This window comes from Arthrobacter sp. NPDC080086, assembly GCF_040702285.1.
Map to the genome: position 1 here is coordinate 1 of NZ_JBFBKP010000010.1, position 20,643 is coordinate 20,643.

A 20,643-nucleotide genomic window follows, 5' to 3' on the forward strand; every position below is an offset into this window, starting at 1 on the left:
CGATGGTCCGGACTTGGCCCGGACGCAGATGCAGCGTTTCCGCCCCCATGTCATGTCGATTCAGCAGCACTTCCACCGGGCCCTGCAGGATGGAGGAAATCGCGGTAGAACAGATTCTTGCCCTGCTTCTGCAGGCCGAGCGAGGTGTAGATCTCGGCGCGCGGCTTGCGCGGCATCAGGTCACGCAGGAAGGTCACGTAGGCGGACGGAATCTCCATGTCCACCATGAAGTACGAGTGCGTGAACGAGAACAGGATCAGCAACTGTTCCGGGCGCAGCAGTACGGTGTCCAGCCGCAGCTGGCCGCTCGCATTGCGCATGATCGGCACGGCCAGCGGATACGTTTTGTCGCCGTTGATCACGCGCCCGATGATGTACGCCGCCGTGTTGCGGAAGAACAGCGACGACAGCACGTGGATCTGGAAATTCGGCGCGATGCGGTAGTCGCCAAAGTGCTCTTCCACGGCGCGCATCAGGTAGCCGATGTCGCGGCGCAGGTCTTCAAAGGGCGCTTCGAGCTGGAAGTTGTGCACGATGCGCTCGAAGCAATTGCCCAGACCTTCACGTGTGCCAGGGTAGTAGGCGCGGTACGTCGGCTTGGTGGGCGACTCTTCGTTCTCGATGTATTCCGTCGAGATGGCCGGCCGCACGAAGATGAAATCGTTGCTGAAATACGAGCGGTGCAGGATGCGCGTGCACACCGAGTTGAAGAACGTCTCGGCCAGCTCCGGCTGGTGATGGTTGGTCAAGAGGCCGATGTAGTGCAGCTTGATCTGGCGCCAGATCTCGTCGTCGATGTTCTCGGCGTCGTATTCGTCTTCGAGGATGACCGACGCTTCACGCACGCGCTCGTCGTAGTAGGCAATGCGGTCGCGCTGCAGTTGCTGCATGGCCGCCCAGTCTCCGTGCTCGAACGCAGCCTTGGCCTGGATGCACACCTCGCGAAACAAGCGATAGTGCTTGTCGAAGCCGTCGAGCATCGTGCGCGCCACGTCAAAGGCGATTTGCGACGAGAGGAGCTTGGGGAAATGGGACATGGCGTGTGCGCGGGGAGGGAGCAGCAAACCAGGAAGACCTAGATTGTAGGGTCAACGCTAGCGTGTTCACGTCCTGAAACCGTTCCGCCTCCTTATCCGTTTGGCCGATGACCCGATGCCATCGGCCCGTCCGGGATGACCACCCGGCCCCCGCCTTACATCGTTTCTGCGTACAGTTCCCGGCCGATCAGCATGCGGCGGATTTCCGATGTGCCGGCGCCAATTTCGTACAGCTTGGCGTCACGCCACAGGCGGCCGACCGGGAATTCGTTGATATAGCCGTTGCCGCCCAGGATCTGGATGGCTTCGCCGGCCATCCACGTGGCCTTCTCGGCGGTATAGAGAATCACCCCGGCGCAGTCCTTGCGCACCTGGCGCACGTGGTCGCGGCCCAGCGAGTCGAGGTTCTTGCCGACCGTGTACAGGTACGCGCGGCACGCCTGCAGCGTGGTGTACATGTCGGCCATCTTGCCCTGGATGAGCTGGAATTCACCAATGCTCTGGCCGAACTGCTTGCGGTCGTGGATGTACGGCGTGACCACATCCATGCACGCCTGCATGATGCCGATCGGGCCACCGGAGAGCACCGCGCGCTCGTAATCCAGGCCGCTCATCAGCACCTTGGTGCCGCCGTTTTCCTGGCCGAGGATGTTCTCCACCGGCACTTCCACGTTGTCGAACACCAGCTCGCCCGTGTGCGAGCCGCGCATGCCGAGCTTGTCCAGCTTTTGCGCCACCGAGAAGCCCTTCATGCCCTTCTCGACGATGAACGCCGTCATGCCACGCGCACCCAGCTCGGGCTCGGTCTTCGCGTAGACGACGAGCACGTCGCAATCCGGCCCGTTGGTGATCCACATCTTGGTGCCGTTGAGCACGTAGCGGTCGCCTTTCAGCTCCGCGCGCAGCTTCATGCTGACGACGTCCGACCCGGCATTCGGCTCGCTCATCGCCAGGGCGCCCACCCATTCGCCGGACACCAGCTTGGGCAAGTACTTGGCCTTCTGTGCCGGCGTGCCGTTGCGGTGGATCTGGTTCACGCACAGGTTGGAGTGCGCGCCATACGACAGGCCGACCGACGCCGACGCGCGGCTGATCTCTTCCATGGCGATCATGTGCGCCAGGTAGCCCATGTTGGCGCCGCCGTACTCCTCGGCCACCGTGATGCCGAGCACGCCCAGTTCACCCATCTTGCGCCACGCGTCCATCGGGAACTGGTCGGTGCGGTCGATCTCGCCGGCACGCGGTGCCAACTCGCCCTGCGCCCAGTTGCGCACGGCCGAACGCAGCATCTCGATGTCTTCGCCCAAGTCGAATTTCAAGCCGGGCAGGTCAATCATGGTGGGTCTCCTTGGGCACATGCAGGGAAAAAGCAGGCCGCTGTGTTTTGGTATGGGATCCGGCGTTGTGAGGTGCGCGCCGCTTGTGACGGGCGCACCGGCGCCGGGAGGGTGTTGCGTATTGTATTGACGTTTACGTAAACGTCAATAATCGTCAACGACGTAAGGGAGCGGAATCAGGCGGTCTTGCGTCGCTTGGGCGGCTTGGCTGCGCCTGCCTGGGCGCCTTCAAGAAGGCGACGGCATTGGCGCTCGTGCTGGTCGATTTCCGCTAGTTGCGCGTTGAGGTCATCCAACTGCTGCGTGAGCACGGCGCGGTGCTGCGCCAGCGAGGCCAGGAAGCGCTCCAACTGCGGCACCGTATCGCGCGGCGATTCATACAGATCGAGGATCTCCTTGATCTCGCCCAGCGACAGCCCGAGCCGCTTGCCGCGCAAAGTCAGCTTCAGGCGCGTACGCTCACCGGCGGAATACACGCGGCGGCGCCCGCCCGGGCCTTGGCGATCGGGCGCCAGCAGGCCCTGGTCTTCGTAGAAGCGGATGGCGCGCGGCGTGATGTCGAATTCACGTGCGAGGTCGGTGATGGTGTAGCTGGCGTCAGCTTGTTCGCAGGCGTCGCCCGATTCGAGATCGGCGGTCAGCGCAGCGGCAGACGGAGTGGAAGCGGACATGCGCGGAGAATCCAGTGATGGCAGAAGCACGCCGGGCTGTGCCATTAAGTTTTCGCTTAAGATGGATGACCGGCGGCGAATTGACGTTTACGTTAGCGTCAATTGCCCAAAATCGCAATCGCAGAAACCGCTGCCAAGCGGCGACCGAGACCACATTCCCATGAACGCGCTCGAACACCAACTCGACTATCCCTTTGGCGACACGCTTCCCGAAGGCGGCACCCGGTTTGAAGTTGCCCCTGGCATCTACTGGCTGCGCATGCCGCTGCCGTTCGCGCTTGACCACATCAACCTCTGGCTGTTGCGCGATCACTTAGACGGGCAGGACGGCTGGACGATCATCGACTGCGGCATCAACCACGAAGCCATTCGCGGGTATTGGGAAACCATTTTCGCGAACCACCTCGATGGCCTGCCGGTGCTGCGCGTTCTGGTGACGCATTGCCATCCGGACCACGTTGGCCTGTCGAGTTGGCTGTGCGAGGGCGGCGACCAGAAACGCTGGAACGTGCGTCTGTGGATGAGCCTGGGCGACTACGCCTTTGCACGCATGTTGGTGGGCGGCACGGGCGCTTCCAACGCGGGCGGCGAATTTGCCGCTCGCCATTTCGAGCGCCACGGTTTGGTGGACCAAGACGCAATCGACCGCATCCGCAACCGCAAGGATTACTACAGCACGCTGGTGCCCGGTGTGCCCGGCCAATATCGCCGCCTGATGGATGGCGACGTCGTCACCATCGGCCAGCACAACTGGCGCGTCATCACCGGCTTCGGCCACGCCCCCGAGCACGTCGCGCTCTACAGCGAAGATGCCAACGTGCTGATCTCCGGCGACATGGTCCTGCCGCGCATCTCCACCAACGTGAGCGTGTTCGACCTTGAGCCCGAGGCCGATCCGCTCACGCTGTATCTCGATTCCCTCGGCAAGTACGAGCCGCTGCCGGAAAACGTGCTGATCCTGCCGTCGCACGGCCGGCCGTTCCGCGGCCTGCACACGCGACTGCGCCAACTGCGCGACCACCACGCCGATCGCCTTGCCGAAACGCTGGCCGCATGCAAGGCCGCGCCGCAATCCGCGCGCGACATCGTCAACGTCATCTTCAAGCGCCAGTTCGATGTGCACCAGATGACGTTTGCGATGGGCGAGGCGCTCGCCCACCTCCACGCGCTGTGGCATCGCGGCGAACTGGTGCGCGAGACCGGCACCGACGGTATCGTCCGCTTTCACGCAGCAACCTGACCCAAGATTCGGAGCCCAACATGGCCGACCAGCACGACGTTCTCGACGACAGCGCCGCCGTTATGCCGTTTCCTGCGCAGACGCCCCCGGCGCCGTATTACGCGGTGATCTTCTCCTCCGCGCGCACTGATGGCGACAACGGCTACGGTGCGATGGCCGATCGCATGGTGGAACTGGCGCGCGACATGCCGGGCTTCCTCGGCATCGAATCTGTACGCGATGAACTGGCGGGCGCGCAGGGGCGACCGGGGATCACGGTGTCGTACTGGTCATCGCTGGAGGCCATTCGCGAGTGGAAAAACCAGAGCGAGCACCTGGCTGCGCAGAAGATGGGGCGCGAGCAGTGGTATGCGTCGTACCACCTGCGCATTGCCAAGGTGGAATACGACTACGGGTTTGTGCGCTGACGTGCGCGGCACTCAGTAGGACTAGTCTTTCGGATTTTTCTCATTTATCGGCGCGCGCCTGCCCGAGATACTCGGGGCAACTCTTTTAACAAAGTGTTGCGCGCCCGATGACCCAAACCACCCGGCTGCGCTGCAGCCAGGTGGTTCTCTCGCCGCGGTTGCCGCGGTCCCGTCTTTCCCCGATCTTTCTGCTAGTGCTGGCGGCCATGTCGCCGGCCGGCGCGCTGGCGGCCAATCAGCCGAATGCCGCTGCCCCGCAAAGCGCGGCACGCTCCGGTGACGCTGTCACCTTCGATGCCGACGCCTTGCGTGCGCGCGGCATCGATCCCGCACTTGCCGCCTACTTCAGCCAAGCCGCCCGTTTCACGCCGGGCGCACATCGCATCAAGCTGTTCGTCAACGAGGAGTCGCGCGGCGCCGTCATGGCGCGATTCGACAACGACGGCCAGCTTTGTGTTGACCGTGCGCTGCTCGAACGCGGCGGCCTGCAGGTGCCCGAAGCGCTGCAAGGCGAGATGCCTGCCGGCTGCTACGACTACCGCAAGGACGTGCCGCAAGCTGAGATCACGCTGGAGCCCGGCGAGAACATCGTGCGCCTGGTGGTGCCGCAGGAAGCGCTCAAACCGCTGGGCACGGCATCGGGCTCGTACGCCACGGGTGGCGTGGCCGGCATGTTCAACTACAGCCTGCTCGGCATGAGCAACCAGGGCGGTGGCTCTGGCAGCACTTTCCTTTTTGGCGACGGTGAAGTCGGCGTGAACGCTGGCGACTGGATCGTCCGCAGCCGCCACAGCTACACCGCGCAAGATGGCAAGAGCGCCGTCAACCACCTGTACACGTATGCCCAGAAGACCTTTGCCGAGCAGAAGTCGATGGTGCAGGCGGGGCAGATCAACGTGACGGGCAGCCTGCTCGCGGTGCCGCCCATCCTGGGCGTGCAGTATGTGCCGGACATGGCGCTGGTGCCGCAGCAGGGGGGGCCGTCGTTCGAGGGCATCGCCAACAGCCAGTCGCGCGTGGACGTGCGCCAGATGGGCGTGCTGATCCAGTCGACCGTGGTGCCGGCGGGGCCGTTCACGCTGTCGGGGTTGCCGATGGTGAGCAGCTCGGCCGATCTGGAAGTCACACTCACCGAGAATGACGGCACCCAGCGCCGCTACACCGTGCCGGCGGCCTCGCTGCGCCCGGGTGCGCGTCCGGCGCAAGGGCTTTCCGTAGCGGTGGGCAAGGTGCGCGACGTCAGCAACGCGGGCATCGATACGCCGCTGGTCATCACGGCCACCAAGGGCTGGAACCTGGCCACGCGGTACAACGTCACCGCCGCTGGCCTGGCCGCCGCGGGTTATCAATCGGCGGCGGCCAGCGTGGATTCGCTGCTGACCAACAACATCACGGCCAATCTGCAAACGACGGTATCGAATGCGCGGGAAGAGGGCGTGCGCGGCGCCAGTGTCAGCGGCTCGCTGAGTGTGCGTGTGGCCGAAGGCCTGACGGGCAGCGTATCGGCCACGCAGCAGACCGAAGGCTTTCGCGCGATGGGCGACACGCTGTCGGAGCCGCAATCGGCGTTCTCCTCGCGCTTTCGCAACCAGTACACCGCATCGATGACGTGGCAGAACGCGTTCATCGGCGGCATCAGCGCGTCCTACTCGCGCAATAGCGCTTACTATGGCCCGACCACGCAGTACGCCGCGGTGAGCTGGAACCGCAAGATCGGCACCGCCACGCTGTCCGTCAACCTGGAGAAGGATCTGGGCAATGTCAGCGGGCCGGCCGCGCTGTCGGCCCAGTCGGGCGGCGTGCGCTTCTACGCCATGCTGAGCATGCCGCTGGGCAAGGCCTCCGTGCAGAGCTTTGCCACCAATGCCGGCGGCAGCACGCGCTTTGGCGCCGGTGTCTCCCAAAGTGTGAACGAGGCACTCAGCTACACCGCACGCGCGGAAACGAACCCGAACGGCAACGGCCCGAACGTCAACGGTTCGGTGTCGCTCACGCCGCGTTATACGCAGGCCATGCTGACGTACTCGCAGGCGGGGGCGAACAACACGTCGTACTCAGGGCAGTTGCAGGGCGGCGGCGTGATCTCGCGCGCCGGCGTCACGCTGTCGCCGTACCACATCGGCGATACGTTTGGCGTGGTGCAGGCGGGCGACCTTGGCGGCGTGCGTGTCAGCACGCCGCAGGGCACGGTGTGGACAGACTGGGGCGGGCGCGCGGTCATTCCGACGCTGTCGGCCTACAAGCAGTCGCGTGTGGAACTGCTGACCAAGAGCCTGCCGCGCAACGTCGACATCAACAACGGTATCGAATACGTCGAGGCCGGCCGTGGCTCGGTCAACTTCGTCGAGTTTGGCGTGAACAAGGTGCGGCGCCTGCTGCTGCGCGTGAAGTCGGGCAATGGCTCGGCACTGCCGGCAGCGTTGCCGGTGCTGGGCACCGATGGCCAGTACGTCACCACGTCGGTCGGCGAGGGCATCGTGTTCCTGGACAACATTCCGAAGACCGACCTGCAGGTCAAATTTGACGATGGCAGCCTGTGCCGCATCGAATACACCCTGCCCGAGAAACCCGACGCCAACCGCCCGTTCGACGCGGTGGATGGTATTTGCAAAGCCTAACGAGACGAGACCCACATGACGCACGTTCTACGCCCCCTCCTGCCGTGGCTGATCGGCGCGGTATGCCTGACCGGCGGCGCCAGCGCACTGGCTGCCGACTGCACCACGCAGTTTTCTGACGCCACGGTGGATTTCGGCGCCATGCGCCCCGGTGTCGGCAAAGATGCGGGCCAGATCCGCCCGAGCCCCACGCGCCGCCTTTACACGGCCGTGTGTAAGGCGCCCGCACAGATGAACCTGGTGTTTCGCGCCACGCCTGCCGGCACTGACGACACCCTCAAATTTGGCGACTCCGGCACCTTCAGCGTGCGCGTTCTCGATGCGCGGCTGGATGGCACGCCCGTACAGCTCGCGCGGCTGTCGGCGGCGGGGCAGGCGCCCAGTGAGGCTGCAACCGGTGACCTGGTGCTCAAGGCCAACGACATCATCGCGCCCGTCAGCGGTCAGGAACTGCTGCGTGGCGCGCGCCTCGATGTCACGCTCCAGGTGTCGGCCAGCGTGCCGGCCGATGCCGTGCGCATCGCACAGCAAGTGACGTTCAACGCGGCAAGCCAACTCACGCTGGAAGCTCGCTAGCACGCGCATTTGGCGGTCTGCGTTTCGGACAAATCTCATTCATCTCCAAGGCTCCGTCATCCACACTTGTTTGCAAAGGGGGGCTTGCAAAGAACGCGATGCCCGCCGTTTTGGAATTTCAGATTGGACGACAAGGAGAGCTTAATGAAGACGATGCAACCGAAGATGGCCAGTGCACTGGTTGGCGCGCTGTTCGCAATGGCAGGCCTGACCGCGCACGCGGCCGGCATGCAACCCGAATCGACCGTGGTGTTGATTCAAGAGGCCGACGGTGAAGGCTCCATGGTGGTGACCAACACCGATGCAGCGCCTTCGCTGATGTACGCCAAGATCGAAGCCGTGTCGGACGACCCGAACCCGCCCGTCGTGCTGACCCCGCCGGTGGCCCGCGTAGACCCGGGCAAGAAGCAGACCGTGCGTTTCATGCTCACCAACAAAGAGCCGCTGGCCGTGGAGCGCTATGCGCGCGTCACCTTTGACGGCATTCCCGAGCAAAAGAACGACGGCAAGAACAAGGTGACGCTGACTGTGCGTCAAGACTTGCCGATCGTGATCCGCCCGAAGGCCCTGGCTGAAGACAAGACGCCCTGGACGCATCTGAAGTGGTCGCTCAACGGCGACACCCTCACCGTGGCAAACGACAGCGCCTACGTGGTCCGCATGGACCAGCGCGTCAAGCTGCTGCCGGGCGATATCGAGGCCGCCATGCCCAAGTCGTACGTGGTGCCGGGCAGCAAGGTCGAGATCAAGCTCAAGGATGGCGCGGCGCTGAAGAACGCGCAGCAAGTGCAGATCACGCCGTTCAGTGCCTATGGCTACGCGCTGGAGCCATACACGGTGCAACTGGGTAATGCAACGGTGGAAACAACGGCAACGAACTGATTCCCCCTCGTTCCACGACGTTTCCGTGGGCTGCGTTGCATCGGCAGCGCAGCCTTTTTTACGCCTGATGGATTCGGATGTTGGGGCACCACCGCCACGTTTGGCGGCGCCGCAACAGGGCTCGGCCGAATAGGACTTTTCTCATTTATCCAAGCCGGCCCGTCCAACAGAATGAAGCTCACCCCCAAGGCGCCCGGGGTCCCTTACAACGGCAGCCACATTCAATTTGTTTCGAGGAACACCATGCGATTCAATCCTTTGTCCAAGACCCTGGTGACAGCGGCTGTTGCTGGCTTGGCTTCCGTGGGCGCATCGACTGCATTCGCGCAAATGGCGCCACAGTCGGTGGACATGACCGTCACCGGTACGATCGTGCCGGCATCGTGCTCGGCCAACTTCACCGGCGGTGGTGAGGTGGATTTCGGCACGATCCGACTGATTGACCTGCCTGACAGCGCGTACTACCGCATCCCAGGTACGAAAGACGTCACGCTCAACGTGAATTGCAACGCTGGCAAGCGCGTGATGTTTGCAGTGACGGACGCGCAGACCGCCAATGCCATTGCAGACACGGCGATGTACACAGCGCTTGGCGGCATTACGGCTAACGCGAACTACGTGTTTGGGCTGGGTACGGCCACCGTGGGCAGCACTCCGGTCAACCTTGGCAGCTACGCCATCCAGATGCAAGCGCCTACCGCGACTGTTGGTGGCACCAGTGCAGTCCGAACGGCAATCACCCAAGCCAGCAATGGCGGAGCTTGGGCTGCTGCCAACTGGGTGTCTAAGACAGTCACCGGTTTTCCGGCATACAGCGCCGGCACCAGCGCCACAGCCGTTATCACTACGGGCACGGTTTTCCAGTTCCCCCTGCGCGTCTCGGCAGCATTGAACTACGGCTCGCGCCTGCAGGTGGCAGATAACACCAGGCTGAACGGCCAAGCCATCTTCGCCATTAGCTACCAGTAACCAGCATCAGCCTTTACTCGTCTCAGGATAAGAGGACACCATGACTCGCAACATGATTACCAAAGTCGCCGCCCTGGCTGTGCTGGGCGCAGCCTTCACTGCTCCGGCCTTTGCACAAACGTCGGGCACCTTCAACAGCACGCTGACTGTCACGGGCGTACTGACGCCGGGCGCTTGCAATGTGAGCTTTACCGGCGGTGGCGCAGTCGCATACGGCAACCTGGCCGGTATGGACCTGAAAGCCACCGAATATCTTGCCCTGACCTCGCGCGACCAGAGCCTGCAAGTGGTGTGCGGTGCCAACACGCCGGCCTACGTGAGCGTGATCGATAACCGTAGCACCAGCGCCATCAAAGACACGGCCATGAAGACCGCGCTGGGCAGTGCCAGCATGGACGACACGCAAGTGTTTGGCCTTGGCACTCACAGCGGGACGAACATTGGTGCGTATGTAGTGCGCCTCGGCCCCGCTTCGGTGGTGACTACCTATGGCGGTAGCGCTTCCGTGCAGCCCGCCGTACTGAGCTCCACCGACAAGGCGACTTGGACGGCCTCAGCCACGCCGGTGGCGATGGCCGCCGGTGGCACCAACTTCTACTCGGCAGGCCCGACGGGTGCGAGCCCGACGCCGGTGTCGGCACGCACCTTCACGTTCCCGCTGTCGGTGCTGGCGGCGTTGAACAACACGACCAATATGCCGCTGGACGAAAACATCGCGCTGGACGGCTCGGCCACCTTTACGGTGTCGTACAACTAAGCACCCTGGTTAGGCCAGCAGCCAAGGCCGCCTCCACAAGAGGCGGCTTTTTTCTGAGCCTCGCAACAATTTGTACAAATTCGGACCATTCTCATCGGAATGGATTGTCTGTCCCCGCACAATGAAATCAAGCCAGTCGCTGGGTCATTTCAATTGGATTGATTTGAGGAACTGTATGCAACGCAAACACTTTTCTATCGCCTTGATTGCCGCCGCAATCGGCAGCCTGTTTGCGGGCGGCGTATCGGTGGCCTTTGCGCAGATGGCCCCGCAGACCGCCGACATGTCGGTCACGGGCACGATCGTGCCGCCAGCGTGCTCGGTTGCATTCGATGGGGGTGGCGAAGTGAACTTCGGCACGATCAGGTTGATTGATCTGCCTCCGAATGCATACCACTCGCTGGGAAGCCGGAACACGGCGCTGCGCGTGAGCTGCACGACGAACAAGCAAGTGAATTTCCAGGTCAGGGATTTGCAGAGCGGCAGCCGGATTTCTGATGCGCAGATGTATGCGTTGCTCAATACGGGCGAAGCCACAAACGATGCGCACATGTTCGGGCTGGGTACTGCGACGGTTGGCAGTAGCACTGTGAATCTTGGCAGCTACGCAATCCGAAGTGCCGGTCGAAGCGTGAATGGCACGGTCGTGGGCGACATCTACTCAGACAATGCGGGCGCAAGTTGGGCAGGGGTGACGATGATTTCTGCGGTGTCTACGAATCGGCTCAATTCCGCTGGGAACGGCAATCGCCCGGCAGCAGGCCGCGAGTTCATCTTTCCATTGCAAATTACCGCAGCACTGAACCACGGCTCGCGTCTACAAGTGGCCGATGACACCAGGCTCAATGGCCAAGTCCAGTTCAGCATTAATTACCAATAGCCCGCACCGACCCTTTTTTGGGATCGAGAACCTTATGACGCATCTAGCCAACGCCATGCCAAAAGCCCTGGTAGCTGCCGCCATTCTGGCGAGTGCATCGACGGCCTTTGCGCAACTCACGCCGCAGACCGCCGACATGTCGGTCACGGGCACCATTGTTCCCGCCGCATGCTCGGCTGCGTTTACCGGGGGCGGCGAAGTGGATTTCGGCACCATTCGGTTGATCGATCTGCCCGCCAATGCTTACAGCTCGCTTGGGAGCAAGGACATCACGCTGAGTGTGAACTGCAGTTCAAGCAAGTACGTGACATTCAGTGTGGCTGATTTGCAGTCGGCCTCCAGAGTCGCGGACGCAGCCATGTATACAGCCCTGGCAACGTCCGCTGATCCGACGACTGTGTATGGGTTGGGCACCGGTGTCGTCGACAGTACGACAGTCAACCTGGGCGGTTATTCCATCCTCTCGGGGCAGCCGAGGTCCAATGGTACGGCGGGTCCGATCCGGTTTTCGACAAACGCAGGCTCGACCTGGAGAACCGATTGGACGTCGGCCATTCTGACCTTGTCCAGTGATGGAAGGCTGTTCGCCGCATTTAGTAGTGCGGGTGCACGGACAAGCGCCACGTCTTTCGAGTTCCCGCTGACGATCCGCGCGGCGCTGAACTACGGCTCGCGCCTGCAAGTGGCACAAGACACCAGGCTTAACGGCCAGGCTGTGTTCAGCATCAACTACCAATAACTCAACGGGTCGGCTCCAAAGAACATCATGCCCTTGCCATACGTCGCCAACATTCTGACGGTTGCCCTCGTGAGCTGGATGGCTCTGGGCGCAACCCGTGCATCCGCACAGCTGGCGCCGCAAATGGTTGATCTCACCGTCACGGGCACGATTATTCCGCCGGCGTGTTCGGCGCACTTCTCCAACGGTGCCGAGGTGGATTTCGGCACGATTGCACGGGTAGATCTACCGGAGCACGGTTATCACCTGCTGGGCAGTCGGGACACCGCACTCAACGTGATCTGTTCATCGGGCAAGCGCGTGTTTCTTTCGGTCTCGGATATGCAGTCTGATACCGCGCTTGCCAACACGGCGATGTACTCGACGCTTGGCGCACCGTCTGATGCGCGCTATGTGTTTGGGCTCGGCACGGCAAGTGTGGATGACGAGGTGGTGAATTTGGGCAGCTACACACTCCAAAGCACCAACCGCACGGTGGATGGCACTGTCCGCAGCGCTATCTACTCGGACAACGGCGGCGTGGCCTGGGCTATGAACCTGGCGTATCTGGATAACACGACGCGGCTCTTTACCGCGGGTGATGGGGCAACGCCAGCGCTAGGCAAGAGCTTTCGTTTTCCGCTGCGTATTACCGCTGCACTGAACACGGGTACGGCACTGCAAGTGGATGACGACACCGAGCTCAACGGTCAGGCTGTGTTTGCGATCGGCTACCAATAGCCCGTTCATGCGATTGACTAGAGGAACACCATGCAACCGCACCATGCTTTCAAACCGCTCGTTGCCGCTGCTGTTGGCGCTTGGCTCACTTTAGGCGCGGCCACTGCCTCGGCGCAGATGCTCCCGCAGACGGCCGATATGGCCGTCACGGGCACGATCGTGCCTGCGGCATGCTCAGCCAGTTTTGCCGGGGGCGGTGTGGTGGATTTTGGAACCATCAAGGTGGCGGACTTGCCGGACAACGCCGCCTACGGGCTCGGCGGTCGCGATACCGCGCTTATCGTTAGCTGCGCCTCAACCAAGCGTGTGTATTTTTCTGCGGTGGACCTGCAGTCTGCCAGCAAGGTGACGGGTGCCGATATGCAAGCGGCACTTGGCAGCGCAGCGACATTTCTGTACGGACTGGGTACCGGAGCCGTGAATGGCACGCCCACCAACTTGGGTAGCTACGTGGTGGAGATGCCGCGGGGGACGATTGATGGGACTAGCACGATGATCGTCTACTCGAATGACAATGGTGCGACTTGGGGTGGGGGCGGAAGCTTAGACCATCTGCTTGCAAACGGGAGCGTACTGTACAGCATGGGCGGGGTACTTGTGCCTCCCACACGAGGGCGGGTCTTCAATTTCCCACTGCGTATTGTCGCCGCCTTAGACCGCGGCTCGCGCCTGCAAGTGGCGCAAGATACGCCGCTCAATGGTCAGCTCGTGTTCTCCATCCGCTACGAATAACCGGTACCACACATTGATTTGAAGAACATCATGCAACGACACCGCATTTCCAGGCTTCTTATCGCGACCGCTGTTGGCGGCTGGATCGCCATGAGCGCAGCAGCGGCCTTCGCGCAGCAAACGCCGCAGACGGCCGATATGTCGGTCACGGGCACGATCGTGCCGGCAGCGTGCTCGGCCAACTTTGAGGGCGGCGGTGTAGTGGATTTCGGCACCATTCGGCTGATCGATCTGCCGGCCAACGCGTATTACGCCGTGGGCAGCCGGGATGTCGCGCTGAACGTGAACTGCACCGCAAACAAGACTGTTACTTTTACTGTGCAGGATTTGCAGATCGCTTCCAAGATTGCAGATACGGCGATGTACGCGGCAACAGGAACAAGCGGCCGTGCCGCTCCCCAGTATGTCTATGGATTGGGGGAAGCCTCGGTGAGTGGGGCTTCAGTCAAGCTTGGCAGCTACTCAATAGCATACAGAACGTCCCCACCGACTACGGTTGACGGCATTAGCAAAACCGTGCTCACCCGCGTAGGGACGGCAGCATGGACTCCATTGGTTTCTCACTACACCTCAAGCGGTGAAATTTTCTCTGCAGGCACGAGCGCAGCGGCGGGCGCAACTGCGGGGCGCGCGTTCTACTTTCCAATGCGCATTACGGCTGCGTTGAATTACGGCTCACGCCTGCAGGTGGCGCAAGACACCCCGTTCAACGGCCAGGCCGTGTTCGCCATCAACTACCAATAACCAGCGCGCGCCTGTGGGCGCACGGGATTTCGAGATTCAATATGAAACGCACCATGCAAATGCACTCTGCTTTCAAACCGCTCGTTGCCGCTGCTGTTGGCGGTTGGCTCGCCATGAGTGTCGCCACGGCCTCGGCGCAGATGACGCCGCAGACGGCGGACATGTCGGTCACGGGCACCATCGTGCCGGCAGCGTGTTCAGCCAACTTCACGGGCGGCGGTACGGTCGATTTCGGCACCATCCGGTTGATTGATCTGCCAGCCAATGCGTACTACTCGCTTGGGGATCGGAACACTGCGTTGAACGTAATATGCAACGCAAACAAGCGCGTGAATTTTTCCGTCCAGGATATGCAGTCCGCCAGTCGAATTGTCGGTACCGCGATGCAAACGGCAGTGAGTGTGAATTCAGATCAGTACATCTTCGGATTGGGCGCGACTACCGTGAACAGCGTCCCTGTGAATATCGGTGGCTATTCGCTGACGGTATCCGCTCTTAAGGTGGATAACGCGAGCAGAGCCGCAATTTACTCGCTCAATAACGGTTCAAGCTGGAATGCGGGGGCGGCATATCTGTCCTTTAACGACTCTGTGCTTGTTACGGCAGGCAATGGGACCACGCCGGTTGCAGGCGCGGAATTTAACTTTCCGCTGAAGGTCACGGCTGCCCTGAACTACGGTTCACGCCTGCAAGTGGCGCAAGACACGCCGCTGAATGGTCAAGCGGTGTTCTCTATTCGCTACCAATAAATCGACACATACGACGACTTTGAGGAACACCATGCAAATGCACTCTGCTTTCAAACCGCTCATTGCCGCTGCTGTTGGCGGTTGGCTCGCCATGAGTGCCGCCACGGCCTCGGCGCAGATGACGCCGCAGACGGCGGACATGTCGGTCACGGGCACCATCGTGCCGGCAGCGTGTTCAGCCAGCTTCACGGGCGGCGGTACGGTCGATTTCGGGACCATCAGGCTGATTGATCTGCCTAACAGCGCACTCTATCCGTTGGGTACCAAGAACGTCGATCTGACTGTGAGCTGCACCTCCAACAAGCGCGTGGCTTTTGCCGTGACGGACTTGCAGGCCTCGAACCGGATCACAGGCACTGAAATGCAAACGGCGCTCGGGACAAGTTGGGATGTCACCCTCCTCGGGTTGGGCGCCGGCACGGTGGGCGGAACCCCCGTGATATTGGGGAGCTACGTCGTGGCACTGGGCGCGCCTGTCGTCAACACGACGAGGCGCATCAATATCTATTCGCCAAATGGCGGTACAAGCTGGACAGGGCCGAGCGATTGGATTGCTGCAGATGGCGCGCGGCTGCATACCGCTGGCAGCACCGCGACGGCGCCCGTCACCGGCACCAGTTTCACGTTTCCGCTGATCATCCGGGCCGCGCTGAACTATGGTTCGCGCCTGCAGGTGGCGCAAGACACCCGTCTCAACGGCCAAGCAGTGTTCGCCATCAGCTACCAATAACCGGCGCGCGCCTGTGGGCGCACAGGATTCGAGATTCAATATGAAACACACCATGCAAACACCCACGATGCACAAAGCCATGATTGCGGTTGCGGCGGCGGGCCTGTTTTCTCTGGGCACGTCAGCGGCTTTCGCTCAGCAGGTGCCGCAGTCGGCAGATATGACCGTCACGGGCACGATCGTGCCGGCGGCGTGTTCGGTTGATTTTGAAGGCGGTGGTGTGTTCGATTTCGGTAGAGCCCGGTTGATCGATTTGCCAGCCAATGCGCACTACCGGATGGGCACCAAGACCATGTCGCTCAACGTGACATGCGCCAGCAAGAAACGTGTGATGGTCAGGGTGTTGGACATGCAGCCGGATAGCCGGATCGTTGGCGCAGAGATGCGGACTGCGACAGGGGCCAGTGTCGACGGCCAGATTTTCGGATTGGGCATGGCGACGGTGGGCAGTGGGTCTACAAGTCTGGGGAGCTATTCGCTGACGGTGTCGGCCCCTAAGATCGACGGGGCCTCCAGCGCGTTGGTTTATACGATCGACAACGGTGCAAGCTGGCGGGCGAGTCTGGGCTTGATGTCCTACAACGACGGCGCGTTCGTGACGGGTGCCACTGGAACCACGCCGATTACGGGGACGCGCTTCGTCTTTCCGGTAACGGTTCAGGTGGCGCTGAATTACGGCTCGCGCTTGCAAGTTGCACAAGACACGCCATTCAACGGCCAGACCACGATTGCCATCAACTACCAGTAAGCGGCACAAGCCCGCGATCGCTCAAGATACGAAAGGAAACACCATGCAACGTCAACACCTGCACAAGACCACGATTGCTGTCATAGTGGCTGGCTTCTTCTCGATGGGTGCGTCGTCGGCTTTTGCGCAAATGACCCCGCAAACGGCGGACATGACCGTCACGGGCACAATCGTGCCGGCGGCGTGTTCTGCCAGCTTTGATGGCGGCGGCATCGTTGACTTCGGCAGGATCAAGCTGGTGGATTTGCCGGCCAATGCGTATTACCAGATGGTCTCCAAGACAGCATCGCTTAACGTCACGTGCTCCGCAGACAAGCGCGTGGCGTTCCAGGTGCAGGACATGCAAGCGGATAGCCGGATGGTCGGCGCCGAGATGCGAAACGCGGTGGGCGTCGGTGTCGACGGGCAGATCTTCGGATTGGGAAAGGGGGACATGAGCGGCACCATCACGGAGATGGGGGGGTATTCGCTGGTCGTGTCCGCACCGACGGTGGATGGCTCACCCAAGGCTGCAATCTATTCGACCGATAACGGGCTACGTTGGAACGCGGGTGCGGGCCCGATGTACTTCACTGGTGGCGCGCTCGTGACGGCAGGTAATGGAATGACCCCGGTGCTCGGGAAGAACTTTGTCTTCCCGATGACGATTCGTGCGGCACTGAACTATGGCTCCCGCATGCAAGCGTCCCAAGATACGCCGCTCAACGGGCAGAGCACGTTCACCATCAGCTACCAGTAAGCAGCCAAGGCTGTTTTACCGCCCAGCAAAAAGCCGTCTCGACATCAGACGGCTTTTTCTTTGGCTACCGCAACTCCCGCGCCAGTTGCCCCAGATAGCGCACGCCTTCGATGGCGCGGCTGCCGTACCACGACACCATTTCGCCATCCACCAGGTAGACCGGCTTGCCGATCTGCTTCTCCAGCGCATCGACGTGCTCTTCGGTAAAGCTGTAGGGCTCGGTGGAAAGCAGCACGCAGTCAATGTTACGCACCACGTCGCTGCTCCAGCGGAAGGTGGGGTAGCGTGTGTCCGGGCGATTCGGGCGGGCGCAGTCGCCGCTTTTTTCCACCCCGCATTGCACGGGCGCTGGGTCTTCCGGCCACGTGTGGAAATTGACGAGCTTGAGCATACGGGAGATATACGTATCGCGCGACACCGTCATCCACGGGTCTTGCCAGATGGCGTAGAGCACGCGGCGCGGCAGGAAGTGGCGGCCACGCAGGGCATCCAGCTCGTGCGTCAGCGCTTCAGACAATGTTCGCGCTTGCGCCTCGCGGCGGAAAATGCCGCCCAGCAGTTGATATAGCCCGAGGTTGTCTTCCGGCGCGCACGGATGCGTGACGATGATGTTGGGGACGAACTCACGCAGCTTGTCGACGGTCGGGCGCGTGTTCTCGTCGATGTTGACGATGATGTGCGTGGGCGCCAGCTCGCGCAGGCGGTCGAGCTTGACGGTCTTGGTGCCGCCCACCTTGGGCACGTTGCGCACCGCCTCGCGCGGGTGGATGCAGAAGCCGGTGCGGGCGACGAGCTGGTCGCCCAGGTCGAGCGAGAACAGCAGGTCGGTAATCGAAGGCACCAGGCTGGCGATGCGCGGCGTGGTGTCGACGGGGGTGTGCGCGTTGCCGAGCGCGTCGGTCAAGATCATTGCGAATTCTCAGGCTTACGGGGTTTGCGCGGTGCGCGCGCAAAGGCGAAGTCATACAGCCAGCGCGGCAGCACGTGCAGCAGCTTGGCAACCACGCCCATCTGCCACGGCAGCACGGTAAAGCGCACACCACGGTGGATCGCATGCACAGCCTTCTGCGCGAACTGGTCCACCGGCATCAGGAAGGGCATCGGATAGGGGTTATGGTCCGTCATGGGCGTGCGGATGTAGCCCGGGGCGATGGTGACGATGCGCAACCCACGGGGGCCGAATTCCACCCGCAGGCTTTCCATCAGCTTGATCACCGCCGATTTGGAAGCGCTATATGCCGCTGCGCCCGGCAGGCCGCGCACACCCGCCACGCTGGCAATGCCGACGAGTGTGCCGCCAGGTTGCCCCGGTTTGGCGCGCGCCAGCATGGGCGCGACGAAGGGTTGGAAGGTGTTGAGCGTGCCCATCCAGTTGGTGTCCATGACGCGGGCAAAGGCCGCCAGATCACCGGGCTCGCATAGGTCGGTGCCCTCTGAAATGCCGGCGTTGGCGATCACCACGTCCGGTACGCCCGCCGTGGCGATGAAGGCGCTGGCTGCCTCGCGCATCGACTCCGCGCTGCGCACGTCGGCGGCATAGCAATGGCAGCTCCCCTGGATACCGGATGGTAGTGTCTGTACGAAATCGTGCAGCACCTCCACACGCCGCGCGACCAGCCCGAGCGTGGCGCCCTGCGCTGCATACTGCCGCGCCAGCGCCTGGCCGATGCCGCTGGAGGCGCCGGTGATGAAAACGATTTGGCTCATAGGGATGTCGATGTCGGGTGTCGTCTGGCGTGGAGAAATGGGCAACTGATCACACATGCCGCATATGAAAACGCCCGCACGATGGCGGGCGTTGGCAAGGCGGTAACGCGGGGTAGAACCGCCGCGCGGCCGGCCTTCCTTACATCTTGCCGGCCCGGACTTGCTGGACCAGGTAGTCGAGCGTCTGCATCGTCTTGACGTAACCGCCGGCTTCGTCGGGCGAGATCACATACTTGCCCTGCACCACCACGGTCGGCACGCCGTCAATGCGGTATTGCTCGGTCAGTTGGTTGGCGCGCATCACGTTGGAGTTCACGGCGAACGAGTTGTAGGTGTCCATGAACGCCTTGCGGTCGAGGCCTTCCTTGGTCACAAAGTCGCCAATGATCTGTTCCTGCTGGGCCTTGTCACGGCCGACGTTCAAGCGGTCTGCTCCGTGGATGGCGTCGAAGATGCGGGCGTGCATCGAGATGCCCTTGCTGCTCTTGGCGTTGAGTTTGCCCAGGGCTTCGAGCGTGTAGTAGATGCGCGAATACGGCACCAGGCGGGCGTCGTTCTGGAAAGCAACCGGCACGTGCTTGATGACCACGTCCTTGCCTTGCTTGGCGCCCCAGGCTTCCCAGGTGCTCTCGAAGTGGTTGCAGTGCGGGCACCAGTAGCCGAAGAACTCAGTGACCTCGATCTTGCCGGCTGCCACCGGTTGTGCGGGTTGCAGCACTTTGTAGTCCCGGCCAGCCACGGGGGCGGTCTGGGCCTGGGCCGGCGCGGTCATCAGCAGGCCGGCACCGGCGGCGAGAGCAATCAGGAGGGCAGCGAGTTTTTTCATGGTGAGTTGGATGTAGGGCGAAGGACGATCGGCAACCCGATCTTCAGGCTTCTGACCGGCGCCAGCCCTGCGGGTTCTGGCGCCGACGGTTTTTCACGTCACTGGCGGGCAAAGCGGATGACCGACGATTCCACGCCTGAAGACTGCAGGCGGCTGCGTGCGGCGGTCATATCGTCGAGCGAGTTGTACGGCCCCAGACGCACGCGGTACATGGTGGCGCCGTTCACTTCACGCTGCGTCACCTTGGCTTCAAAGCCCTGCATGGCCAGGTTGCCCTTCTGGCGCTCGGCGTCTTCAGCCGATTTGTAAGCGCCGACTTGCAGGAAGTAGCCCGTCTTGGCGGCATCCTGGCGGGCGATCTCGGCGATCGGGTCGGTGACCGGTTTCTCGTTGGCGGCGGTCACCGGCGGCTTTGGCGGCTTGGCGGCCGGTGCGCTAGCAACCTGCGGTGCCGAGCCCGGCTGCGCGGGGTGGATGGTGATGCCCGGCGGCGGGTTGTTGGCATCCGGCTGATCGACTGGCTTGGGCGGTACGCGGCTCCACAGCGGTGCGTTCGGGTCTGCCGCCTGCGGTGCGCTGGCTTGCGGAGCGGTTTGCGCCGGCGTCGGCAGCGTGTTGACCACGTTGCCGGCTTCGGTCGACTTGGGCTGGGCGCCGCCGCGCGCCACGAACGGCACCGGCGCCTTGGTGATGTACACCGCCACCACCACGGCGATCGCCAAACCGACGATCAGCCCGAGCACCAGACCCAGAAACGTGCCGCCCCATTGCGAGCGGACACGGGAAGATTGCGTATTGCGTGCCATGTCGATCCTTCTAGAAGCGCCCGATTATA

General features: G+C 62.3%; 23 protein-coding genes. 16 read left to right on the forward strand and 7 right to left on the reverse strand.

Translation table 11 applies throughout. The annotated features are described in order from the left end of the window. Positions 1–50: 50 nt before the first annotated feature. From AB0305_RS05810 to AB0305_RS05820, 3 genes are all read right to left on the reverse strand, one after another. Positions 51–1,037, reverse strand: a complete 987-nt coding sequence (locus AB0305_RS05810) for an isocitrate dehydrogenase kinase/phosphatase AceK regulatory subunit (protein ID WP_366172021.1) — start codon at positions 1,035–1,037, stop codon at positions 51–53. A 155-nt stretch (positions 1,038–1,192) separates the two neighbouring features. Next, entirely contained in the window at positions 1,193–2,371 is a 1,179-nt protein-coding gene (locus AB0305_RS05815; RefSeq protein WP_366172198.1) for an isovaleryl-CoA dehydrogenase, read from the reverse strand. Between the two features lie 179 nt (positions 2,372–2,550). Further along, positions 2,551–3,045 carry a MerR family DNA-binding transcriptional regulator gene (locus AB0305_RS05820; protein ID WP_366172023.1) on the reverse strand — a complete coding sequence of 165 codons (495 nt, stop codon included), beginning with the start codon at positions 3,043–3,045 and terminating at the stop codon, positions 2,551–2,553. 160 nt (positions 3,046–3,205) lie between these two features. On the opposite strand from AB0305_RS05820, the gene AB0305_RS05825 reads away from it, so the two are divergent. From AB0305_RS05825 to AB0305_RS05900, 16 genes are all read left to right on the forward strand, one after another. Then, positions 3,206–4,285, forward strand: a complete 1,080-nt coding sequence (locus AB0305_RS05825) for an MBL fold metallo-hydrolase (protein WP_366172025.1) — start codon at positions 3,206–3,208, stop codon at positions 4,283–4,285. Between the two features lie 20 nt (positions 4,286–4,305). Then, positions 4,306–4,692 (forward strand): antibiotic biosynthesis monooxygenase, encoded by a 387-nt coding sequence (locus tag AB0305_RS05830; protein ID WP_366172027.1) that lies wholly within the window; start codon positions 4,306–4,308, stop codon positions 4,690–4,692. Between the two features lie 107 nt (positions 4,693–4,799). Continuing rightward, positions 4,800–7,310, forward strand: a complete 2,511-nt coding sequence (locus tag AB0305_RS05835) for a fimbria/pilus outer membrane usher protein (RefSeq protein ID WP_366172029.1) — start codon at positions 4,800–4,802, stop codon at positions 7,308–7,310. Between the two features lie 15 nt (positions 7,311–7,325). Further along, positions 7,326–7,886, forward strand: coding sequence for a hypothetical protein (locus tag AB0305_RS05840; RefSeq protein WP_366172031.1), 561 nt, complete (start codon positions 7,326–7,328; stop codon positions 7,884–7,886). Positions 7,887–8,030: 144 nt separating this feature from the next. Next, on the forward strand, positions 8,031–8,768 hold the full coding sequence (locus AB0305_RS05845) for a fimbria/pilus chaperone family protein (RefSeq protein ID WP_366172033.1): 738 nt from the start codon (positions 8,031–8,033) through the stop codon (positions 8,766–8,768). 171 nt (positions 8,769–8,939) lie between these two features. Beyond that, the gene (locus tag AB0305_RS05850) at positions 8,940–9,737 is read left to right on the forward strand and encodes a DUF1120 domain-containing protein (protein ID WP_366172035.1); all 798 of its coding nucleotides are present in this window, start codon (positions 8,940–8,942) and stop codon (positions 9,735–9,737) included. Positions 9,738–9,777: 40 nt separating this feature from the next. Continuing rightward, a complete protein-coding gene (locus AB0305_RS05855) occupies positions 9,778–10,494 on the forward strand; it encodes a DUF1120 domain-containing protein (RefSeq protein ID WP_366172037.1) in 717 nt (238 codons plus the stop codon). Between the two features lie 175 nt (positions 10,495–10,669). After that, positions 10,670–11,374, forward strand: a complete 705-nt coding sequence (locus AB0305_RS05860) for a DUF1120 domain-containing protein (RefSeq protein WP_366172039.1) — start codon at positions 10,670–10,672, stop codon at positions 11,372–11,374. Further along, on the forward strand, positions 11,340–12,113 hold the full coding sequence (locus tag AB0305_RS05865; protein ID WP_366172041.1) for a DUF1120 domain-containing protein: 774 nt from the start codon (positions 11,340–11,342) through the stop codon (positions 12,111–12,113). The genes AB0305_RS05860 and AB0305_RS05865 overlap by 35 nt, the downstream gene beginning before the upstream one ends. A 27-nt stretch (positions 12,114–12,140) precedes the next feature. Further along, positions 12,141–12,833, forward strand: a complete 693-nt coding sequence (locus AB0305_RS05870) for a DUF1120 domain-containing protein (protein ID WP_366172043.1) — start codon at positions 12,141–12,143, stop codon at positions 12,831–12,833. 30 nt (positions 12,834–12,863) lie between these two features. Then, positions 12,864–13,565 (forward strand): DUF1120 domain-containing protein, encoded by a 702-nt coding sequence (locus AB0305_RS05875; RefSeq protein ID WP_366172045.1) that lies wholly within the window; start codon positions 12,864–12,866, stop codon positions 13,563–13,565. An 18-nt stretch (positions 13,566–13,583) separates the two neighbouring features. Further along, positions 13,584–14,309, forward strand: a complete 726-nt coding sequence (locus AB0305_RS05880) for a DUF1120 domain-containing protein (RefSeq protein WP_366172047.1) — start codon at positions 13,584–13,586, stop codon at positions 14,307–14,309. Positions 14,310–14,350: 41 nt separating this feature from the next. Continuing rightward, positions 14,351–15,058, forward strand: a complete 708-nt coding sequence (locus AB0305_RS05885) for a DUF1120 domain-containing protein (protein ID WP_366172049.1) — start codon at positions 14,351–14,353, stop codon at positions 15,056–15,058. 31 nt (positions 15,059–15,089) lie between these two features. Next, a complete protein-coding gene (locus AB0305_RS05890; protein ID WP_366172051.1) occupies positions 15,090–15,788 on the forward strand; it encodes a DUF1120 domain-containing protein in 699 nt (232 codons plus the stop codon). A 40-nt stretch (positions 15,789–15,828) separates the two neighbouring features. Then, complete coding sequence (locus AB0305_RS05895) at positions 15,829–16,536, forward strand: DUF1120 domain-containing protein (protein WP_366172053.1); 708 nt, start codon at positions 15,829–15,831, stop codon at positions 16,534–16,536. Positions 16,537–16,579: 43 nt separating this feature from the next. Continuing rightward, on the forward strand, positions 16,580–17,275 hold the full coding sequence (locus AB0305_RS05900; protein WP_366172055.1) for a DUF1120 domain-containing protein: 696 nt from the start codon (positions 16,580–16,582) through the stop codon (positions 17,273–17,275). Positions 17,276–17,339: 64 nt separating this feature from the next. Here AB0305_RS05900 and AB0305_RS05905 read toward each other — a convergent pair whose 3' ends face one another. From AB0305_RS05905 to AB0305_RS05920, 4 genes are all read right to left on the reverse strand, one after another. Continuing rightward, positions 17,340–18,185 carry a helical backbone metal receptor gene (locus AB0305_RS05905; protein ID WP_366172057.1) on the reverse strand — a complete coding sequence of 282 codons (846 nt, stop codon included), beginning with the start codon at positions 18,183–18,185 and terminating at the stop codon, positions 17,340–17,342. Beyond that, positions 18,182–19,039 carry an SDR family oxidoreductase gene (locus tag AB0305_RS05910; protein ID WP_366172059.1) on the reverse strand — a complete coding sequence of 286 codons (858 nt, stop codon included), beginning with the start codon at positions 19,037–19,039 and terminating at the stop codon, positions 18,182–18,184. Before AB0305_RS05910 ends, AB0305_RS05905 begins: the two co-directional genes overlap by 4 nt. An 82-nt stretch (positions 19,040–19,121) precedes the next feature. Further along, positions 19,122–19,808, reverse strand: coding sequence for a thiol:disulfide interchange protein DsbA/DsbL (locus AB0305_RS05915; protein ID WP_366172061.1), 687 nt, complete (start codon positions 19,806–19,808; stop codon positions 19,122–19,124). Between the two features lie 98 nt (positions 19,809–19,906). After that, positions 19,907–20,614 (reverse strand): SPOR domain-containing protein, encoded by a 708-nt coding sequence (locus AB0305_RS05920; protein WP_366172063.1) that lies wholly within the window; start codon positions 20,612–20,614, stop codon positions 19,907–19,909. Positions 20,615–20,643 lie beyond the last annotated feature (29 nt).

Bases quoted from the DNA above. Each gene is read 5' to 3' on its own strand.
- AB0305_RS05810 (WP_366172021.1), bottom strand. From the start codon at position 1,037: ATGTCCCATTTCCCCAAGCTCCTCTCGTCGCAAATCGCCTTTGACGTG.
- AB0305_RS05820 (WP_366172023.1), bottom strand. From the start codon at position 3,045: ATGTCCGCTTCCACTCCGTCTGCCGCTGCGCTGACCGCCGATCTCGAA.
- AB0305_RS05825 (WP_366172025.1), top strand. From the start codon at position 3,206: ATGAACGCGCTCGAACACCAACTCGACTATCCCTTTGGCGACACGCTT.
- AB0305_RS05830 (WP_366172027.1), top strand. From the start codon at position 4,306: ATGGCCGACCAGCACGACGTTCTCGACGACAGCGCCGCCGTTATGCCG.
- AB0305_RS05835 (WP_366172029.1), top strand. From the start codon at position 4,800: ATGACCCAAACCACCCGGCTGCGCTGCAGCCAGGTGGTTCTCTCGCCG.
- AB0305_RS05840 (WP_366172031.1), top strand. From the start codon at position 7,326: ATGACGCACGTTCTACGCCCCCTCCTGCCGTGGCTGATCGGCGCGGTA.
- AB0305_RS05845 (WP_366172033.1), top strand. From the start codon at position 8,031: ATGAAGACGATGCAACCGAAGATGGCCAGTGCACTGGTTGGCGCGCTG.
- AB0305_RS05850 (WP_366172035.1), top strand. From the start codon at position 8,940: ATGAAGCTCACCCCCAAGGCGCCCGGGGTCCCTTACAACGGCAGCCAC.
- AB0305_RS05855 (WP_366172037.1), top strand. From the start codon at position 9,778: ATGACTCGCAACATGATTACCAAAGTCGCCGCCCTGGCTGTGCTGGGC.
- AB0305_RS05860 (WP_366172039.1), top strand. From the start codon at position 10,670: ATGCAACGCAAACACTTTTCTATCGCCTTGATTGCCGCCGCAATCGGC.
- AB0305_RS05865 (WP_366172041.1), top strand. From the start codon at position 11,340: ATGGCCAAGTCCAGTTCAGCATTAATTACCAATAGCCCGCACCGACCC.
- AB0305_RS05870 (WP_366172043.1), top strand. From the start codon at position 12,141: ATGCCCTTGCCATACGTCGCCAACATTCTGACGGTTGCCCTCGTGAGC.
- AB0305_RS05875 (WP_366172045.1), top strand. From the start codon at position 12,864: ATGCAACCGCACCATGCTTTCAAACCGCTCGTTGCCGCTGCTGTTGGC.
- AB0305_RS05885 (WP_366172049.1), top strand. From the start codon at position 14,351: ATGAAACGCACCATGCAAATGCACTCTGCTTTCAAACCGCTCGTTGCC.
- AB0305_RS05890 (WP_366172051.1), top strand. From the start codon at position 15,090: ATGCAAATGCACTCTGCTTTCAAACCGCTCATTGCCGCTGCTGTTGGC.
- AB0305_RS05895 (WP_366172053.1), top strand. From the start codon at position 15,829: ATGAAACACACCATGCAAACACCCACGATGCACAAAGCCATGATTGCG.
- AB0305_RS05900 (WP_366172055.1), top strand. From the start codon at position 16,580: ATGCAACGTCAACACCTGCACAAGACCACGATTGCTGTCATAGTGGCT.
- AB0305_RS05905 (WP_366172057.1), bottom strand. From the start codon at position 18,185: ATGATCTTGACCGACGCGCTCGGCAACGCGCACACCCCCGTCGACACC.
- AB0305_RS05910 (WP_366172059.1), bottom strand. From the start codon at position 19,039: ATGTGTGATCAGTTGCCCATTTCTCCACGCCAGACGACACCCGACATC.
- AB0305_RS05915 (WP_366172061.1), bottom strand. From the start codon at position 19,808: ATGAAAAAACTCGCTGCCCTCCTGATTGCTCTCGCCGCCGGTGCCGGC.
- AB0305_RS05920 (WP_366172063.1), bottom strand. From the start codon at position 20,614: ATGGCACGCAATACGCAATCTTCCCGTGTCCGCTCGCAATGGGGCGGC.